General features: G+C 43.4%; 12 protein-coding genes and 3 pseudogenes. 13 read left to right on the forward strand and 2 right to left on the reverse strand.

Annotated features, from left to right (window positions below; genetic code table 11):
• Positions 1-359, reverse strand: a pseudogene (locus tag H525_RS0114190) (MFS transporter); the annotation flags it as partial.
• Positions 360-784: 425 nt separating this feature from the next.
• Between H525_RS0114190 and H525_RS0114195 the strand changes: the two are divergent.
• From H525_RS0114195 to H525_RS0114255, 13 genes and pseudogenes are all read left to right on the forward strand, one after another.
• A complete protein-coding gene (locus tag H525_RS0114195; protein WP_027416738.1) occupies positions 785-2845 on the forward strand; it encodes a (Fe-S)-binding protein in 2061 nt (686 codons plus the stop codon).
• A 261-nt stretch (positions 2846-3106) separates the two neighbouring features.
• Complete coding sequence (locus H525_RS0114200) at positions 3107-5011, forward strand: sigma 54-interacting transcriptional regulator (protein ID WP_027416739.1); 1905 nt, start codon at positions 3107-3109, stop codon at positions 5009-5011.
• 187 nt (positions 5012-5198) lie between these two features.
• Entirely contained in the window at positions 5199-5966 is a 768-nt protein-coding gene (locus tag H525_RS0114205) for an enoyl-CoA hydratase/isomerase family protein (RefSeq protein WP_027416740.1), read from the forward strand.
• Between the two features lie 105 nt (positions 5967-6071).
• Entirely contained in the window at positions 6072-6890 is an 819-nt protein-coding gene (locus H525_RS0114210) for a sugar phosphate isomerase/epimerase family protein (RefSeq protein WP_027416741.1), read from the forward strand.
• Positions 6891-7113: 223 nt separating this feature from the next.
• A pseudogene (locus tag H525_RS24200) lies at positions 7114-8542 on the forward strand (aldehyde dehydrogenase family protein).
• 28 nt (positions 8543-8570) lie between these two features.
• Positions 8571-8760, forward strand: a pseudogene (locus H525_RS26480) (sorbitol dehydrogenase); the annotation flags it as partial.
• Positions 8761-8801: 41 nt separating this feature from the next.
• Positions 8802-9785 carry a Gfo/Idh/MocA family protein gene (locus H525_RS0114225; protein WP_027416742.1) on the forward strand — a complete coding sequence of 328 codons (984 nt, stop codon included), beginning with the start codon at positions 8802-8804 and terminating at the stop codon, positions 9783-9785.
• A gap of 201 nt (positions 9786-9986) precedes the next feature.
• Positions 9987-11183 (forward strand): CaiB/BaiF CoA transferase family protein, encoded by a 1197-nt coding sequence (locus tag H525_RS0114230; protein WP_027416743.1) that lies wholly within the window; start codon positions 9987-9989, stop codon positions 11181-11183.
• Positions 11183-12340, forward strand: coding sequence for an acyl-CoA dehydrogenase family protein (locus tag H525_RS0114235; protein WP_027416744.1), 1158 nt, complete (start codon positions 11183-11185; stop codon positions 12338-12340). The genes H525_RS0114230 and H525_RS0114235 overlap by 1 nt, the downstream gene beginning before the upstream one ends.
• Before the next feature lie 29 nt (positions 12341-12369).
• Complete coding sequence (locus H525_RS0114240) at positions 12370-13116, forward strand: SDR family NAD(P)-dependent oxidoreductase (RefSeq protein ID WP_027416745.1); 747 nt, start codon at positions 12370-12372, stop codon at positions 13114-13116.
• 65 nt (positions 13117-13181) lie between these two features.
• Positions 13182-14219 (forward strand): zinc-dependent alcohol dehydrogenase, encoded by a 1038-nt coding sequence (locus H525_RS24205; protein ID WP_051331052.1) that lies wholly within the window; start codon positions 13182-13184, stop codon positions 14217-14219.
• A gap of 163 nt (positions 14220-14382) precedes the next feature.
• Positions 14383-14688, forward strand: a complete 306-nt coding sequence (locus tag H525_RS29035) for an AMP-binding protein (RefSeq protein ID WP_027416746.1) — start codon at positions 14383-14385, stop codon at positions 14686-14688.
• Positions 14588-15337: an AMP-binding protein gene (locus tag H525_RS0114255; protein ID WP_162142503.1), complete on the forward strand. Its 750-nt coding sequence runs from the start codon at positions 14588-14590 to the stop codon at positions 15335-15337. Before H525_RS29035 ends, H525_RS0114255 begins: the two co-directional genes overlap by 101 nt.
• A gap of 78 nt (positions 15338-15415) precedes the next feature.
• Here H525_RS0114255 and H525_RS26485 read toward each other — a convergent pair.
• Positions 15416-15691: integrase core domain-containing protein (locus tag H525_RS26485; protein WP_027416748.1), on the reverse strand; the 276-nt coding region annotated here is incomplete at its 5' end.

The raw sequence follows: 15691 nt of genomic DNA on the forward strand, positions 1-15691 counted from the left end.
GGAAAAAAGGAGCTTCACCAACCCCTAATAACACCCTGGATAATATAATTAATCCCCATCCATTGGCCACCGCAGTTAAAAGACAGGCTGCCGTCCAGCGTCCAGATTATCGTACCTGTCCTCGTTACCCATTTCACCCCTATTTTATCTAATAAAGGACCTACAGGAATTTGAAGAAAGGCGTAGGACCATGCAAATGCAGATAAAAAGATTCCCATCTGGCCTGCCGTCAAATTAAATTCCTTTTTTAACAGTGGCATTGCGATTGACATATTGGTTCGATCAAAATAGTTCACGATAACCCCAACAGCGATTAAGAAGGCTATTGACCAACGATGTTTTTCATAAACTTTCACCATCCCAAAAATTGTTTACTTCACTGGTACTAATTTGTGGCGCTTACATGTTTGCCAGGAATGTTTGTATCCTACAAATAGTAAGTGTTCACTTTTTCTTGATCACCTCTTTACTCATACGAGAAATCGCTTTCATTTCTTTTATTTATGGTACCACCCATCCTGTATCTCCTCCTTTGACATTAACCTGCGGCTATGTGATGCAATAAGCATGCCAACACTAAAATACTATCTATTCTTCATGATTAACGGGTTTTAGCGTTCATTATTTTTACATTTTGGATTATTTCGTTAATATTTTGGACGATTAAGAAGGTAGAAAAGTTATGATGGAAACAAAATATATTTGGCGTGATACTTGCATGAGTAAGGGCTGAAAATGAAATTACTATTATACTTACTGTGTTTTACAAAGGAGTTGGTACAACATGTTAGCTCTACTAAATTTGTTAGCATTTATGGTTGTAACAGGTTATGCTGTTTATCTGTTTGGAAATCTTGTTTACAGCCGCTTTATGTTCATTAAGTTGGGAAAGATGTCGAATGTAAAGGAAGACACAAAACAGCGCATTCAGGAGGTTCTCATCAATGTCTTTGGTCAGAAAAAGCTACTCAAAGATAAGAAGAGCGGTGGCATGCACGTAATTATGTTCTACGGCTTCCTGATTTTGCAATTAGGCGCCATTGAGCTGATCATCAAAGGGTTTTTCAAAGGATTCGAATATCCCCTGGGGGAAGGAAACAAGTATTTCAGCATGCTACAGGAAATCACCACCTTCCTGGTGTTGCTGGCGGTGTTGTATGCTTACTACCGCCGCTACGTTGAAAAGCTGGAGCGCTTGAAGAGAGGATTCAAGGCAGGATTAGTTATTATCTTTTTAACTACGTTAATGACGTCGATTTTCTTGGCCCTCACCTTCGAACATCTATGGCTGGGATACCACGGCTATGATGCCTTTGCGCCGTTTTCCACGATCATCGCCGGTTGGTTTGCCGACATCAGCCAACGGACGGCAGAGGTGTGCTTCTATGTATTTTGGTGGGTGCATTTGTTGACATTGCTTTCGTTCCTGGTGTACGTGCCGCAATCCAAGCATGCGCACTTATTGTTTGCGCCGGTGAACGTATATCTAAGAGATACCAAGTCCGCCGGGAAATTAACGTCTATTAATTTTGAAGACGAAACCCAGGAAAGCTACGGAGTCGGAAAAATTGAAGATTTCCGCCAAAACCAATTAATCGATTTGTACGCCTGTGTGGAATGCGGACGCTGTACGAATATGTGTCCGGCTGCCGGTACGGGAAAAACATTATCCCCGATGGACTTGATAGTGAAAATGCGTGACCATCTTACGGAAAAGGGAGCGTCAGTAACATCCAGTTCTCCATGGATGCCTGCTTTTCTTTTTAAAAATGCGAAAGCTAACAAGTTGGCCATGCAAGCGGGGGCTTCCGAGGAAGTGGCAGCTACGGTGGAAATGCCCAGCCTGATCGGCGATGTCATCAGCGAAGAAGAAATATGGGCTTGTACCACCTGTCGAAACTGTGAAGACCAGTGTCCGGTAGCCAACGAACACGTAGAAAAAATCATCGATATGCGCCGCTATCTGGTGCTCACGGAAGGGAACATGCCACACGAAGCGACCCGTTACTTCCAAAACATCGAACGCCAAAGCAATCCGTGGGGCATCAACCGAAAGGAGCGGATCAAATGGCGCGAAGGGCGCGACGATATCGAAGTACCTACCGTAAATGAAGTGGATGAATTTGAATACCTGTTCTTCGTCGGCTCGATGGGTTCGTTCGACAACCGTAGCCAGAAGATTGTCCAATCGTTCGCCAAGATCATGAATCTCGCCGGTGTGAAATTCGCCATCCTCGGCAACGAAGAGCGCAACTCCGGGGATACGGCCCGCCGGATGGGGAACGAATTCCTGTTCCAGCAATTGGCGCAGGAGAACATCGCCAACTTCCAGGCGTATGGGGTGAAGAAAATCGTCACCATCTGTCCGCACACCTACAACACGTTCAAAAACGAGTATCCGGAATTCGGCTTGGAAGCAGAAGTGTACCACCATACCGAATTGATCTGGAAGCTGATTCAGGAAGGACGGATTAAGCCGATGAAAGAAGTCAAGGAAGCGATCGCCTACCATGACTCCTGCTACTTGGGACGATACAACAACATCTATGACATTCCGCGACGAATTTTGCAGTCCATTCCGGGCGTTAACCTGCTGGAGATGGAGCGCAATCGCCAAGATGCGATGTGCTGCGGTGCAGGCGGGGGGATGATGTGGAAGGAAGAAACTCAAGGCAAACGGGTGAACATTGAGCGTGCCGAGCAAGCCCTGAGCTTGAATCCGACCACCATTGGAAGCAACTGTCCGTACTGCCTGACGATGATGAGCGATGGAGCGAAAGCGAAGGAAGTGGAAGATCAAGTAAAAGTATTGGATATTGCAGAAATTGTGGAAAAATCACTTTAATTGAAGCGAGCAATTCATAAATGAAGGCCGGATTCCTTGGTTTGCAGGAATTTGGCTTTTTTCATGAAGAAAACAGTCTATCAAAATAAAATTTTAAAATATCAGCAATTTCATTTATTAGTCATAAAAGATATAATCCTATATAAGAATGTTCAGTATTTGGACGGTATGTCCAAGTATTTAACATAATCATTTTACAAATGGCACAATATATCAGTCTAGTTAGGCTATTCTATCGTACTATATTTTGGAGGAGTATTCATGAATTATAAAATGATTATGACATCCGGATATCCTGAGATGACACAGATGATACGAGACATTGCAGCAGAACTTGGATTTTCTGTAACGGTTGTAGAAGGAATCTTACATGAAGCCGCTCTGGAAGTGATGAACCTTGTTTCAAAAGGTAGTTATGAAGTGGTAATTAGTCGAGCTGGAACCGCCCAAGCCATTTCCAGAATGGTAGATATACCAATAGTTTATAGTGATTCAAGTGATTTTGATTTGTTGCAGGCATTTATCCGGGCCAAAGAACTTGGGGAAAAAATATGCTTTGTAACCTATCTGGAAAAGGGATTTCCCTTTAATTTTGACAAAATACAGAAAATTATTGGATTTAAAGTTATGATTCTTCCCTATGAAACGTGGGATGATTTAGTCAAACAAATTAAAAAGGCCAAAGAAATGGGGATGGAAGTCGTAGTTGGAGGGGGAATCCGTGCATCAGAGATCATTAAAAAACATGGAATGCACAGCATGTACATTACAACAACCCAAAGAACAATCAAACGTACACTTATTCGCGCGAGCCAAGTGGCCCAAAACCGTATATTTATTAAAGAAAAGGCAGAACGGTTAAAGGCCGTAATCAATGTTTCCGAAGAGGGAATTTTATTTCTTAACAAGGAAGGTCGAATAGAATCATTTAATCCTTCTGCTGCGAGGATCTTTGGAGTGAAAGAACATTTGGTCATTGAAAAAAAACACGATGAAATTATGAACGAACAGCTTGCTTATTTATTAAAACAAGATCAGATTTATTCAGGAAAAGGAACCATTATTTTGGAAAATATCGTTGTAACCTACGAACCAATTATTGTCGGGCAAGATCAAGTAGGGATTGTGATTACCTGCAGAGAATTCAGTAAAATCCAGAAATTAGAGAGCCAAATTCGTCGTGAATTGCATTCTAAAGGCCTCGTTGCCCGGATTTCCCTGAATGATATTTATCATACGACAGAAAAAATGAATGAAGTGTTAAAACTGGCAAGCGAATATGCCAAAGCGGATTCAACGGTGCTCATTATGGGAGAAAGCGGTACGGGCAAAGAATTGATTGCTCAGGGTATTCATAATGCCAGCAATCGAAAAGATGGACCATTCGTCGCGGTGAACTGTGCTGCCTTACCTGAATCGTTATTGGAAAGTGAATTGTTCGGTTACGCTGAGGGTGCGTTTACGGGGGCGAAAAAGGGAGGTCGTTCAGGGGTTTTTGAACTCGCACACGGGGGGACGATATTTCTTGATGAAATTGGGGAAATATCCCCAAGTATTCAAGCACGTCTCTTAAGGGTGCTGCAAGAGAGGGAGGTCATGCGAGTCGGAGGCGATCGAATTATTCCTGTTGATATACGGGTTGTTGCGGCAACAAATCAGAAATTATGGAAGCTGGTCAAAGAAGGGGCATTTCGCTCTGATCTATATTTTAGACTTGGTGTATTGCGCCTGGAATTACCTCCTCTCCGACAACGTCGGGAAGATATTCCTGTTCTTGTTGATCATTTAGCGAAACGTGTACGCTCATCTTTATCTTGGAATGATTTTTCGGATAAGATTCGGGAATTTTTTATGGCTTATCATTGGCCCGGAAATGTAAGGCAGTTGGAGAATGTTGTGGAGAGACTTCATCTATGGCTTCAACATTCCAAAGATGAGACCGCTTTCATTCAGGATGTTTTAAGGGAAACGGATGATGACCTCGTTTCGGATCATGTATTTCATGATGACGAAAGCATAGCTGTTAAGTATGGAACCATTGATGAAATTGAAAAGCAAGTGATCTCTCATATGCTTGAACGCTATGATAACAATAGAACATTGGTAGCGGAGAAACTAGGGATCAGCCGTACAACACTGTGGAAAAAATTAAATGACGATAACTAGGATTTGCAGAGGACCTCATTTGTGTTACCCGAAAAAGCAGTTGAAAAAATGAACGCAAAAAAAGGAGGTGTTCTATATTTGAACAACATATGATTAAGAAAGGTTCATTTTGGGATTGTTTTTTTGGCATACTTTTTGCATTGTTAAATAATAGATAGATGCAGGAGGTGAAATACTTGGGGATAGTGTGCTGCTTGAAATAAACAAGGGAATTGCAACGGTTTACTTGAATGAGCCGGATTCATTAAATGCCTTAAGGAAGCAACTCAAGGAAGATTTATTAAACATTTTGGGAGTCATCGAAAAGGATCCTGAGATTCGTGTTGTCATTCTAATCGGAAATGGAAGATCTTTTTGTGCTGGTGGAGATATTAAGGCGATGGCTGAGATTGATAATCCGCTAGAGATCAAAAGAAATATGGATCAATCGGCTAGAATTGTGGAGACTCTTCGTGGAATGCCCCAAATTACGATAGCGGCCGTTCATGGATATGCTGCAGGAGCCGGTTTCAGTTTGGCTTTAGCTTCAGACCTTATCGTGGCTGAGGAAGGGACCAAGTTCGTCCTTTCTTTTAAAAATGTTGGTTTGATTCCTGATTTAGGCCTTCATTATCATTTGCCTAAGATATTAGGGGAATGGAAAGCAAAAGAATGGATATGGAATGGGGCTAAGATTTCGGCAGAAGAAGGTCGGAGCTGCGGTTTTGTGAGGGAAGTCGTACCTAAAGGACATGCATATGAAAAGGCCCGCGAATTAGCGAAAGAATTTATGGAAGGGCCCATACAATCCTATATTCATTCTAAAATGATTATTAACAATTTTTCCTCTTTAAGGTTGGAAGACGTGCTCAGGATGGAGAATGACGTACAGACCATATTAAGGGGCTCTTCTGATCATAAAGAAGGTGTAAGCGCATTCTTAGAAAAAAGAACACCAAAATTTTCAGGGAGTTAATCTATTTTTTACTATTCATTATTTTTTGGTAACAAAATACATCCTATAAGCATCGATTGATCAATGTGCACATTCAACATGTGTCGATTGGAGGAATACAAGAAGATGACAAGGCAATTTTCTCTGGCGCACCTTACCATGCTTGGCTGTGCGCCGCCCGAGATGACTTACATCGCGGCGCAAGCCGGCTATGATTTCGTCAGCTTCCGGCCCATTGGTCTGGGTACGCTCAACGAACCTCAATATCCGCTGGCCGAAGACAAGGTGATGTTGCGAGAAACAAAAGCCGCGCTTGCCGAGACGGGACTCAAGCTTCTCGACATCGAAATGGTGCGTATTTATGATGGAGTCGATCCAAAAATCTATCTGCCTGCCTTGGAAGTCGCTGCTGAATTGGGCGCGCGCCATGTTCTAACTACCGGTTTATCCAACGATCGCCATTTCGTGATTGATTGCTTTTCCGAACTTTGCGATCTAGCAAAGCCGCTTGGCCTGACGATAGACCTGGAATTCATTACCTGGTACAATGTCTCGACGTTCAAGGAAGCGCTCGATATTGTCCGCGCAGCCAATCGTGAAAATGCTGGCATCATAATTGATACCCTTCATTTCAACCGCTCGCGCGTCAGGCTTGAGGAGCTGGACGAGGTGCCGCCCGAATGGTTCCACTTTGCACATGTATGCGATGCGCCCAAAGAAATTCCCGCAACCAAAGAAGGGTTGATTCATACTGCGCGTGAGGAGCGCCTGTATTTGGGTGAAGGAGGCATTGAAGTTGCCGCCATCCTGAATCGGATGCCTGTGATTCCCTATTCCTTGGAAATCCCACACGCCAAGCGTACGCAGGAATTGGGTTATGAGGAATTTGCGCGGCGCTGCTTGCAAACGGCAAAGGACTATCTCAATACATACGCGCGGGTATAGACGGTGAAAAAATTAACTTTTTCGTCCAGGGTCTTGAGAGTCGTTTAACACAATCAGCACGTGAATGCCGGCTCGGAAGATCTTTGCTTATTCTCCTAGAGTAAAATTACAGAAAAGTAGAAATAGACAAACAAAAAGCTGGAGTGTAGACCTGTTTCTGAAGAGGATCCTTCCTGCTCAGCTTTTGCTTTTTACGTGTTTAATATTACATGTGGAGGTATAAATGAAAGCACTTTCTTTTGTGAATGGAAAATGGGTAACCCCTAATCATGATCCAGTCCAGGTTTACAGTCCTTATACCCATGAAGTAATTGGTGAACAATGGTTTGCCACGGCAAGTGATGTGGAAGATGCGCTGGCATCGGCTTACGCTGCGAAAAAGGATATGGCCAACATACCAGCTTACGAACGGGCAAAGATTTTAAGAAGAGCGGCCGAGTTGCTCGACAAAGAGAAAGAGCGATTGGCTAAATTGATTTCCCTTGAGTTAGGAAAGCCGCTAAAGAATACACGTGATGAGGTATCCCGTTCCGTTGCAACATTAGAGTTATCATCGGACGAGGCGAAGAGATTAATCGGAGAAACCTTACTCGGTGATGCTGCGGAGAGAGGAAAGGAAGCAATTGCTGTAACTTTTCGCGTTCCGGTTGGAGTAGTAGCGGCCATTACGCCATTTAATGCCCCGCTTAATTTGGTCTGTCATAAGATAGGTCCTGCTTTTGCAGCAGGAAATAGCATCATTTTAAAGCCGGCTCCCCAGACCCCCTTGATTGCAACAGAATTATTAAAAATATTGTTGGAAGCCGGATTCCCTCCCAATGCGATTAACACGGTGTATGGGGGGAGTGGAAGTCGGGCAGCAAATTGTCAAAGATGGTCGTGTCAATGTGATTTCCTTTACGGGCGGGGTATCGGCAAGCAGGAATATATGTGAATTGGCGGGCATCAAAAAAGTACTTCTTGAATTAGGCGGAAATGCCTCCACGATTATACATGAAGATGCTGATTTGCAGCGAGCCGCCAATCTATGCGCGAAAAAAGGATTTAGCAATTCCGGACAAACTTGTATTTCCGTACAACGAATCTATGTCCATCAATCGGTTGTAAGTCCATTCACTGAGTTATTAAGACAAGAAGTGTCCAAATTGAAAATGGGAGATCCTCTCTTGCCGGATACGGACATTGGATGTTTAGTGGATGAACGGTCGGCGCAGCGGATTATGGATTGGATTGAAGAAGCGCAGCAATCCGGCGCCGAGCTCGTAACTGGTGGAAAAAGAAACGGTGCTGCAGTGGAACCAACAGTTCTGTTAAAACCTCCTAAAAGGAGCAAAGTGGTTTGCCAGGAAGTTTTTGGACCGATTGTAAGTATCATTCCATATGAAACGATTGAAGAAGCAATTGAAGAGACGAATGACTCTTCCTTCGGACTTCAGGCCGGTCTGTTTACGAATCAAATGGATCTTGCTTACAAAGTAGCGCACGCCCTTGAAGTGGGCGGAGTGGTGATCAACGAGACGTCAAATTTCCGTCTTGATCATTGGCCTTATGGCGGGGTCAAGAACAGTGGAATTGGACGTGAAGGCCCTCGTTATGCGATCGAAGATATGACGGAAACCAAGATGATTGTATTCCAAATTCCGGTTTCATAACAGGGTGTAATTTTATTGATTGGTGATGATAAATGTAAACATCGATGGGGCTTTTTCCGAAGAATTTATTATTTCATCGAAGTATGTCTTGCCGGATGAAAAAACCCTATTAATTGAGCCTTTTGCCGTTGTCGTTCATGATTTTAAAAAGGTTAACATTACCAGGGATCGTGGGCTGTGGGAATGAGGGGATGTTGGCGGCTGCCTTGGCTCTTCATTTTCGTGATTTTCACAGAAAAAAATAAGAGGTGCTTAAATCATGAATAAAAATCAAGTGATAAGATGGGGAATTTTAGGCGCAGCCAGGATTGCAAAAGAAAGATTAATTCCTGCGATACAGGAGGCTAAAAACGCGCAATTGTGTGCAATTGCAAGTAGAAATGAAGAAAAAGCAAGAGATTTTGCCCATAACCTTGGTATCCCACGTGTATACGGGAGCTATGAAGATCTTCTTAAGGATCCGGAAATTGATGCAGTCTATATTCCGCTACCTAACCATTTACACGCAGAATGGACAATACGAGCAGCTGAGGCGGGAAAGCATGTATTATGCGAGAAACCAGCGGCACTCAACGAAAAAGAAGTTCAAGCAATGATTACCGCATGCCATGATCATGGTGTTGTGTTCATGGAGGCTTTTGCTTTTCGCTGTCACCCCCAGTGGCATCGGTTGAGGGAAATCCTCGATTCAGGTCATATCGGGGATGTTAGGAATGTGCAAGCGCGTTTCTCTATTTTCGTAGATGATAAGAACGATATCCGATTAAGTCCTTTGATGGGCGGGGGGGCGCTTTATGATATTGGTTCCTATTGTGTTAATGGAATAAGGTTTATTATGGGTGATGAACCAGTACAAGTACGTGGAATCTCCCAATTTGCTTCCGATAGTGTTGTCGATTTATCTACCTCTGCCGTTTTGAAATTCCCTGGAGGCCGAATTGCTCAATTTGACTGCTCACTTGAAAGCGTATATAACCAATCGGTAGAAATTACAGGGACGAAAGGAATAATTAAAATCCATTGGCCTTTTCGCCATCCACGATTGATTATTCAAAAGGATGGAAAGGAAGAGTCTGGGGTTTTTGAGTTTCAGCTGGATGAGTATACGGAACAGGTTGAGCACTTTGGCGATTGTATCTTGTCAGGACAATCACTGTGGTATGGTCCTGAGGAGTCTCTTGCCAACATGAAAGTTATTGATGCAATCTATCAGTCTACTATTTTATCTAAGTTTAAAAAATGAACACGCAGAAAGCAGATGTTTTATTTTTGAACGAAAAGAAGAGAGAATACATAATTTTTTCACTTTTTTTATTGGCATAATTTTTGCTTTTATTTATAAGTAGATGTAGTAGATGGACTCGGGGGGTGAAGGGAATAAAGAGGATACATAAAATCCATGAATTAGCAACAGGAGATACAAAGCAAGTTACTACTTAAGGAGATGAATACTTTGCCAAAAGCACTATCAGGGATCCGGGTACTGGGGGCAACTAGAATGTTGGCCGGCCCCTACGCAGAAATGTTGTTAGCAGATATGGGCGCGGAAGTTATACATATTGAGCTTCCCCGCGTTGGCGATGATTCCCGTCATTTTGCTCCGATAATTAATGGAGAAGGATCATGCTTCCTCGCTTCCAACCGGAACAAGAAAAGCATTACCTTGGACTTGCGAAAGCCGGAAGGACAGGAAGTATTTAGGGATATTATGAAAATCTCCGACATCGTCATTGAAAACAACCGCCCAGGGACGATGGATAAATGGAATATAGGCTATAGTCAATTAAAAGAAATTAATCCAGGGATTATTATGACCTCGGTTTCCGGCTTTGGGCAAACCGGCCCTTATGCTCATAGACCAGGTTTGGATATCATAGCTCAAGCAATGGGCGGATTAATGAGTCTAACAGGTGAGCAGGAAGGTCCTCCTATGCGGACCGGTAATGCCCTTGGTGACTTTTTAGGTGGTCTTTTTGCTGTATATGGAACCTTAACCGCGTTATATTACCGTGAAAAGACCGGGTTGGGTCAGCATGTTGATGCCGCCCTTTTTGACAGTGTAATTGCCGTTTTGGAAAATATAATACCCAATTATACAGCATTAGGAAAGATTACGACAAGAATGGGAAGCCGGATTCCGGGGATTGCTCCATATAACAGTTATATGGCCAAGGATGGATACGTGGTTATTGGTGTATCATCCAATGCTCTGTGGGAACGATTTGTTACGGTTTTGGGACGACCGGAACTGTATAATGATCCGCGATTCGCTTCTGCACCATTAAGGGTTGCTAACGTAGAAGAGGTGGATGCCATAACCCAGGCCTGGGTAGCCGAAAAGACGGTGGCGGAGGTTGTGCATGATCTGAACGAGGTTGGAGTCATTTGCGGACCCGTCAATAGTGTAGACAAATTGCTTGAGGATCCACAAGTAATAGCCAGGGAAATGGCCGTTGAAATTGAACATCCTATAGCAGGCAGGTTCAAGGTTTCGGGAATTGCACCTAAACTATCATTAACACCCGGAACGATTGAAACTCCTCCACCGACTCTGGGACAGCATAATCGGGAGGTTTACCAAGGACTCTTACAATATTCAGACGAGAAATTGAGAACGCTTACTGAACGGGGTGTGATTTAATGGAATTTCAATTATCTGAAGAACAAAAGCTCATGCGTCAGATGGTCAGAAGTTTTGCCGAGGAGGTAGTCAAACCGAGAGCAGCCGAAATGGATGAAACCGATGAATTTCCTATGGATATCTTCAAAGAAGCCGGTAAACTGGGACTTTTGGCTGTGAACTATCCGGAAGAATACGGTGGAAGCGGAGCAGACAGCATTTCTACCGTTTTGGCAAGCATGGAACTGGGGCGTGTTTCAGCGGCAGTATCGAATATTTGCGCTTCGATAAGACACCATCTTTTCATTATGTATAATTATGGTACAGAAGAGCAGAAAAGAAAGTACATGCCTGGGATGTCTAGCGGGGAGATCATTGGTTCTTTTGCTTTAACAGAGAGTGGAGCTGGGTCAGATGCAACGGGTATAAAAACTGAGGCCCGATTAGATGGAGATCACTACATAATCAATGGCAACAAAACCTTCATTACGCTTGGACCTGTGGCTGACTTCACGATTGTGTTTGCGGTTACTGATCCAAGCAAAAAAGCGAAGGGAATTACCGCTTTTATTGTTGAAAAAGGAACTCCCGGATTTAGTGTAGGCAAGAAAGAGAAGAAGATGGGCCAAAAAGGAAATCCAGTCTCCGACTTAATCTTTTCTGATTGCCGGGTACCAAAAAGTAACATGCTGGGTGCCGAAGGGGAAGGAATAAAAATAGCCCTTCACTCCTTAGACAGTGGCCGGATTGAAGTAGCGGCTCTCGCTGTAGGGCTTATGCAAGCATCTTTGGAGGCCAGCGTTGACTATGCCGAAAACAGGGTGCAGTTTGGTCAAAAAATTGGCAATTTCCAATTGATTCAAGCTTTTATTGCTCAAATGGCTGCCGATCTTGATGCAGCAAGCCTGCTCACCTATAGGGCAGCTGCTCTTAAGGATAGCGGAAAGAAATTTACGAGAGAAGCATCTATTGCTAAATGGTTTGCAACGGAAGCGGCAATGAAACATACAACAAACGCTATCCAGATCCATGGAGGATATGGTTATTGTAAGGACTATCCGGTAGAACGTTATTTCCGTGACGCTAAACTAACTCAAATTTATGAAGGAACAAACCAAATACAACAAATTGTCATTGCTAGAGAGGTAATGAAAGGCGGCTGGCAATCGAATTACTAAAATTAAACATAAACAGGGGAGTAATAAACATGAAGCTATCGGGACAAGTAGCCATTGTTACAGGAGGCGCCAGTAATATTGGTAAAGCTGTTGGCTGGAGGCTGGCTAGAGAGGGCGCCCAAGTGATCATAGCTGATATTAATTTTGCAGCTGCCGAAAAGGTTGCCGCAGATATTACGGAGGCTGGATTTAAAGCCTTGCCTCATCGAGTCGATGTGAGTTCGAAAAAAGAAGTCCAAGACATGATACGAAAAGGTGAGGAAGAGCTTGGAAGGATCGATATTCTTGCCAATGTCGCTGGAATACTTGGTCCTTCTGCTCCAGTTAGCGAGATTTCGGAGGAAGATTGGGATCGGGTTTTAGCTATCAATCTAAAAGGAACATTCTTATGCTGTCAGGCCGCGATAGACGGGATGATTAAGCGGGGTTATGGCCGGATCGTGAACATATCTTCCGTCTCTGGAAAAGAAGGCAATCCGATGTTGGCGCCATACGTCTCTTCGAAGGCTGGTGTCATTGCCTTTACGAAATCGTTGGGAAAAGAGATTGCAAAAACAGGAGTAACGGTAAATTGTATTTCACCGACGATGATTGAAGGAGAATTGGTGAAACAAATGAGCGAGAGTTATTTCCAGTCCTTGCTCGATAAAATCCCCATGGGACGGTTGGGCAAACCGGAAGAGGTAGCTGGATTGTTAAATTATCTTGTGTCTGATGAGGCGGGATTTATAACCGGACAATGCTATGACTTGAGTGGAGGACGTTCGGTTTATTAATAGGTTAAATCTAGAGTAAAACAAATTATCAAGAATTTGATTATATTTCTAAGGAGTGAAGCGAAATGAAAGCAGTGGTTAAAACCCGTCCAGAGCCAGGTTTTGTTGAAGTGATTGACGTTCCGATTCCTCAAATAAAGCCCGATGAAGTTTTGGTAAAAGTAGAGTCAACAGGAATATGCGGAACAGATATTCTATTGGCCGATTGGAAGTATACAGGACGAAATCCGGTAAAGCCACCTATTACTCTTGGACACGAAGGAGCTGGGGTAGTGGTCGAAGTAGGCAGTGAGGTGCACAACCTAAAACCTGGAGATCGAGTGGGGATGGAGGCGTTATTAGGTTGTGGCAAGTGTTATTATTGCCGCAAAGGATACGTTAATTTGTGTCCTGACTGGAATCATTTAGGTATTGATTTTAACGGAACGTTTGCCGAATATATAGCTTTCCCGGCTATCGGCACGCACCTGCTGCCAGAGAGTGTTTCATTTGACCAAGCTGCTTTCCTGGAACCTATTTCGATTATTGTGCATGCCATGGAAAATAATCCGGTCACCGTAGGTGATACGGTAGCCATCGTAGGGCCTGGCCCGCTCGGTCTGTTCACGCTTCAAGCCGCGAAGGCTGCCGGAGCTTCCAAGGTGATTATGGTTGGCACTCCTAAAGATGGGAAGCGTCTAGAGATCGCAAAGAACCTAGGCGCCGACTATGTGTTTGATAGTGGAGATAACGATGCTCATAAATTGGTGAAAGAAGTGACTGATGGAATCGGTGCGGATGTTGTCTATGAAGCAGGTGGAACAGGCGAATCAATAGAACAGGCGATTTTGATGGCGAGTGGTGCAGGTAAGGTTTCGCTTATGGGATTTGGAAAAGAAGCTAAGATTAATCCGCTAGTGCAGATTGTTCGCCAGAACCTGATGATTAGAGGTGTTGTTGGCAGCCTGCCGAGGCATTATGAGACCGCTACCAGATGGCTGGAAAACAATATCATTCAAATTGAGCCGATGGTTACCCATGTTTTAGATTTTGAGGAGGCCAGTAAAGGGTTTGAACTCATGAAAGAAAAGCAAGCAGGGAAGATACTGTTCCGCACGAAATAAACGTAACATGGATTCAGTTAGAGTTCTACCGGGAACAAGCCTCGGTAGAACTCGATATGGGATTTGCATCTTTGGACAACATTTATACATTTGTTGAAATTCTTACAAAAACTTTGGCATTGCAGGAATCTCAGAATCAGTAAACAACCATGGAGGAAAAAACATGTTACTTGGTGCAATTGTCAATGAAAAGCAAAGACAGATTTATTATGAAAAAGGACAGTGGTCGACCTCAACTGTTTTCGATTATTTACGAGAAACCGTTACTAAATTTCCGGATCATATCGCTATTGTGGATAGATTTAATAAGTTAAGTTATAAAAAATTATTTGAGCAAGTCCTAAAGGTTTCAAACGGATTGAAACATCTTGAAGTTAAAAAAGGAGATTTCGTGTCCGTTCAATTACCAAACTGGGCTGAAAAATGTCATTCTTTACCTGGCATGTGCAAAGATCGGAGCGATCTATAATCCGATCCCCTATACATTGCGATATCAAGAAGTGAAATATATTCTATCCTCATGTGAATCAAAAGTGCTCGTCATCCCCGAGAAATTTCGCAACTTTAACTACGTTAAAATGGTTTCAGTGATTCAAGAGGAGTTAAAAGCGCCTCATGTCATCGTTGTTAAGAACAGGAAAGATTATTTACCTCAGTCTAACCATTTACATTCATATGATAGCCTGTTGAATGTAGAAACAAGTATCTATGATGAAGAACAGGTGAGTGCCGATGACCCGCTGGTTGTCCTTTTCACCTCGGGTACTGAATCCGTGCCCAAAGGAGTGATCCATACCCATAATACGGTCCTGTATGGTGAACGCGTCCTGGCCGAAACTTTATCCATTACAAAAGATGACGCCGTACTTATGGCTTCCCAACTATCTCATTCTACAGGTTTTCTTCGTGGTGTTAACTTACCGTTACTTGTTGGCGCCAAAAGTGTATTAATGGATCAGTTTATACCCCGGGAAGCATTAAAGACCATTAGCGTGGAAAAATGTACATTTTCAATGGGAGCCACTCCTTTCTTACATGATCTATTAAATGAAATCTCAAATAACAGTGGTACGTATAATTTGTCTTCCTTTCGGTTTTTTCTTTGTGGCGGTGTGTAATGCCCCCCATTGTCAAGACACAATTTCGAAAAAAATAAGTTATGTCCTCCTTCGATTGTAATGGGGCGCAGGCGCGATTTAAGCGACCCGCGCATGGATTTCTTCTGGCGTAGCATACCCCAACGCCTGATGTGGGCGTTCGGTGTGATAAAATCTTAGATAGGCCGTGATTGCTCTACGAAGCGCTCGTGGATTCTCGTATTCATTCAGATAGATCAACTCGTATTTGAGCGAGCGGAAGAAGCGTTCTGTACGGCTGTTGTCCCGCGCGCGGCCTTTGCCATCCATCGACACGTTCACGTGATGCTCCGAAAGCAAATCCAAGTAGTCAGGATTCGTAAAATGGCTGCCCTG

The sequence above is a fragment of the Aneurinibacillus terranovensis DSM 18919 genome (genome assembly GCF_000430625.1).
Classification (GTDB): Bacteria; Bacillota; Bacilli; order Aneurinibacillales; family Aneurinibacillaceae; genus Aneurinibacillus_B; species Aneurinibacillus_B terranovensis.

Bases quoted from the DNA above. Each gene is read 5' to 3' on its own strand.
- H525_RS0114235 (WP_027416744.1), top strand. From the start codon at position 11,183: ATGGAATTTCAATTATCTGAAGAACAAAAGCTCATGCGTCAGATGGTC.
- H525_RS0114230 (WP_027416743.1), top strand. From the start codon at position 9,987: ATGAATACTTTGCCAAAAGCACTATCAGGGATCCGGGTACTGGGGGCA.
- H525_RS0114200 (WP_027416739.1), top strand. From the start codon at position 3,107: ATGAATTATAAAATGATTATGACATCCGGATATCCTGAGATGACACAG.
- H525_RS0114195 (WP_027416738.1), top strand. From the start codon at position 785: ATGTTAGCTCTACTAAATTTGTTAGCATTTATGGTTGTAACAGGTTAT.
- H525_RS29035 (WP_027416746.1), top strand. From the start codon at position 14,383: ATGTTACTTGGTGCAATTGTCAATGAAAAGCAAAGACAGATTTATTAT.
- H525_RS0114210 (WP_027416741.1), top strand. From the start codon at position 6,072: ATGACAAGGCAATTTTCTCTGGCGCACCTTACCATGCTTGGCTGTGCG.
- H525_RS0114225 (WP_027416742.1), top strand. From the start codon at position 8,802: ATGAATAAAAATCAAGTGATAAGATGGGGAATTTTAGGCGCAGCCAGG.
- H525_RS24205 (WP_051331052.1), top strand. From the start codon at position 13,182: ATGAAAGCAGTGGTTAAAACCCGTCCAGAGCCAGGTTTTGTTGAAGTG.
- H525_RS0114240 (WP_027416745.1), top strand. From the start codon at position 12,370: ATGAAGCTATCGGGACAAGTAGCCATTGTTACAGGAGGCGCCAGTAAT.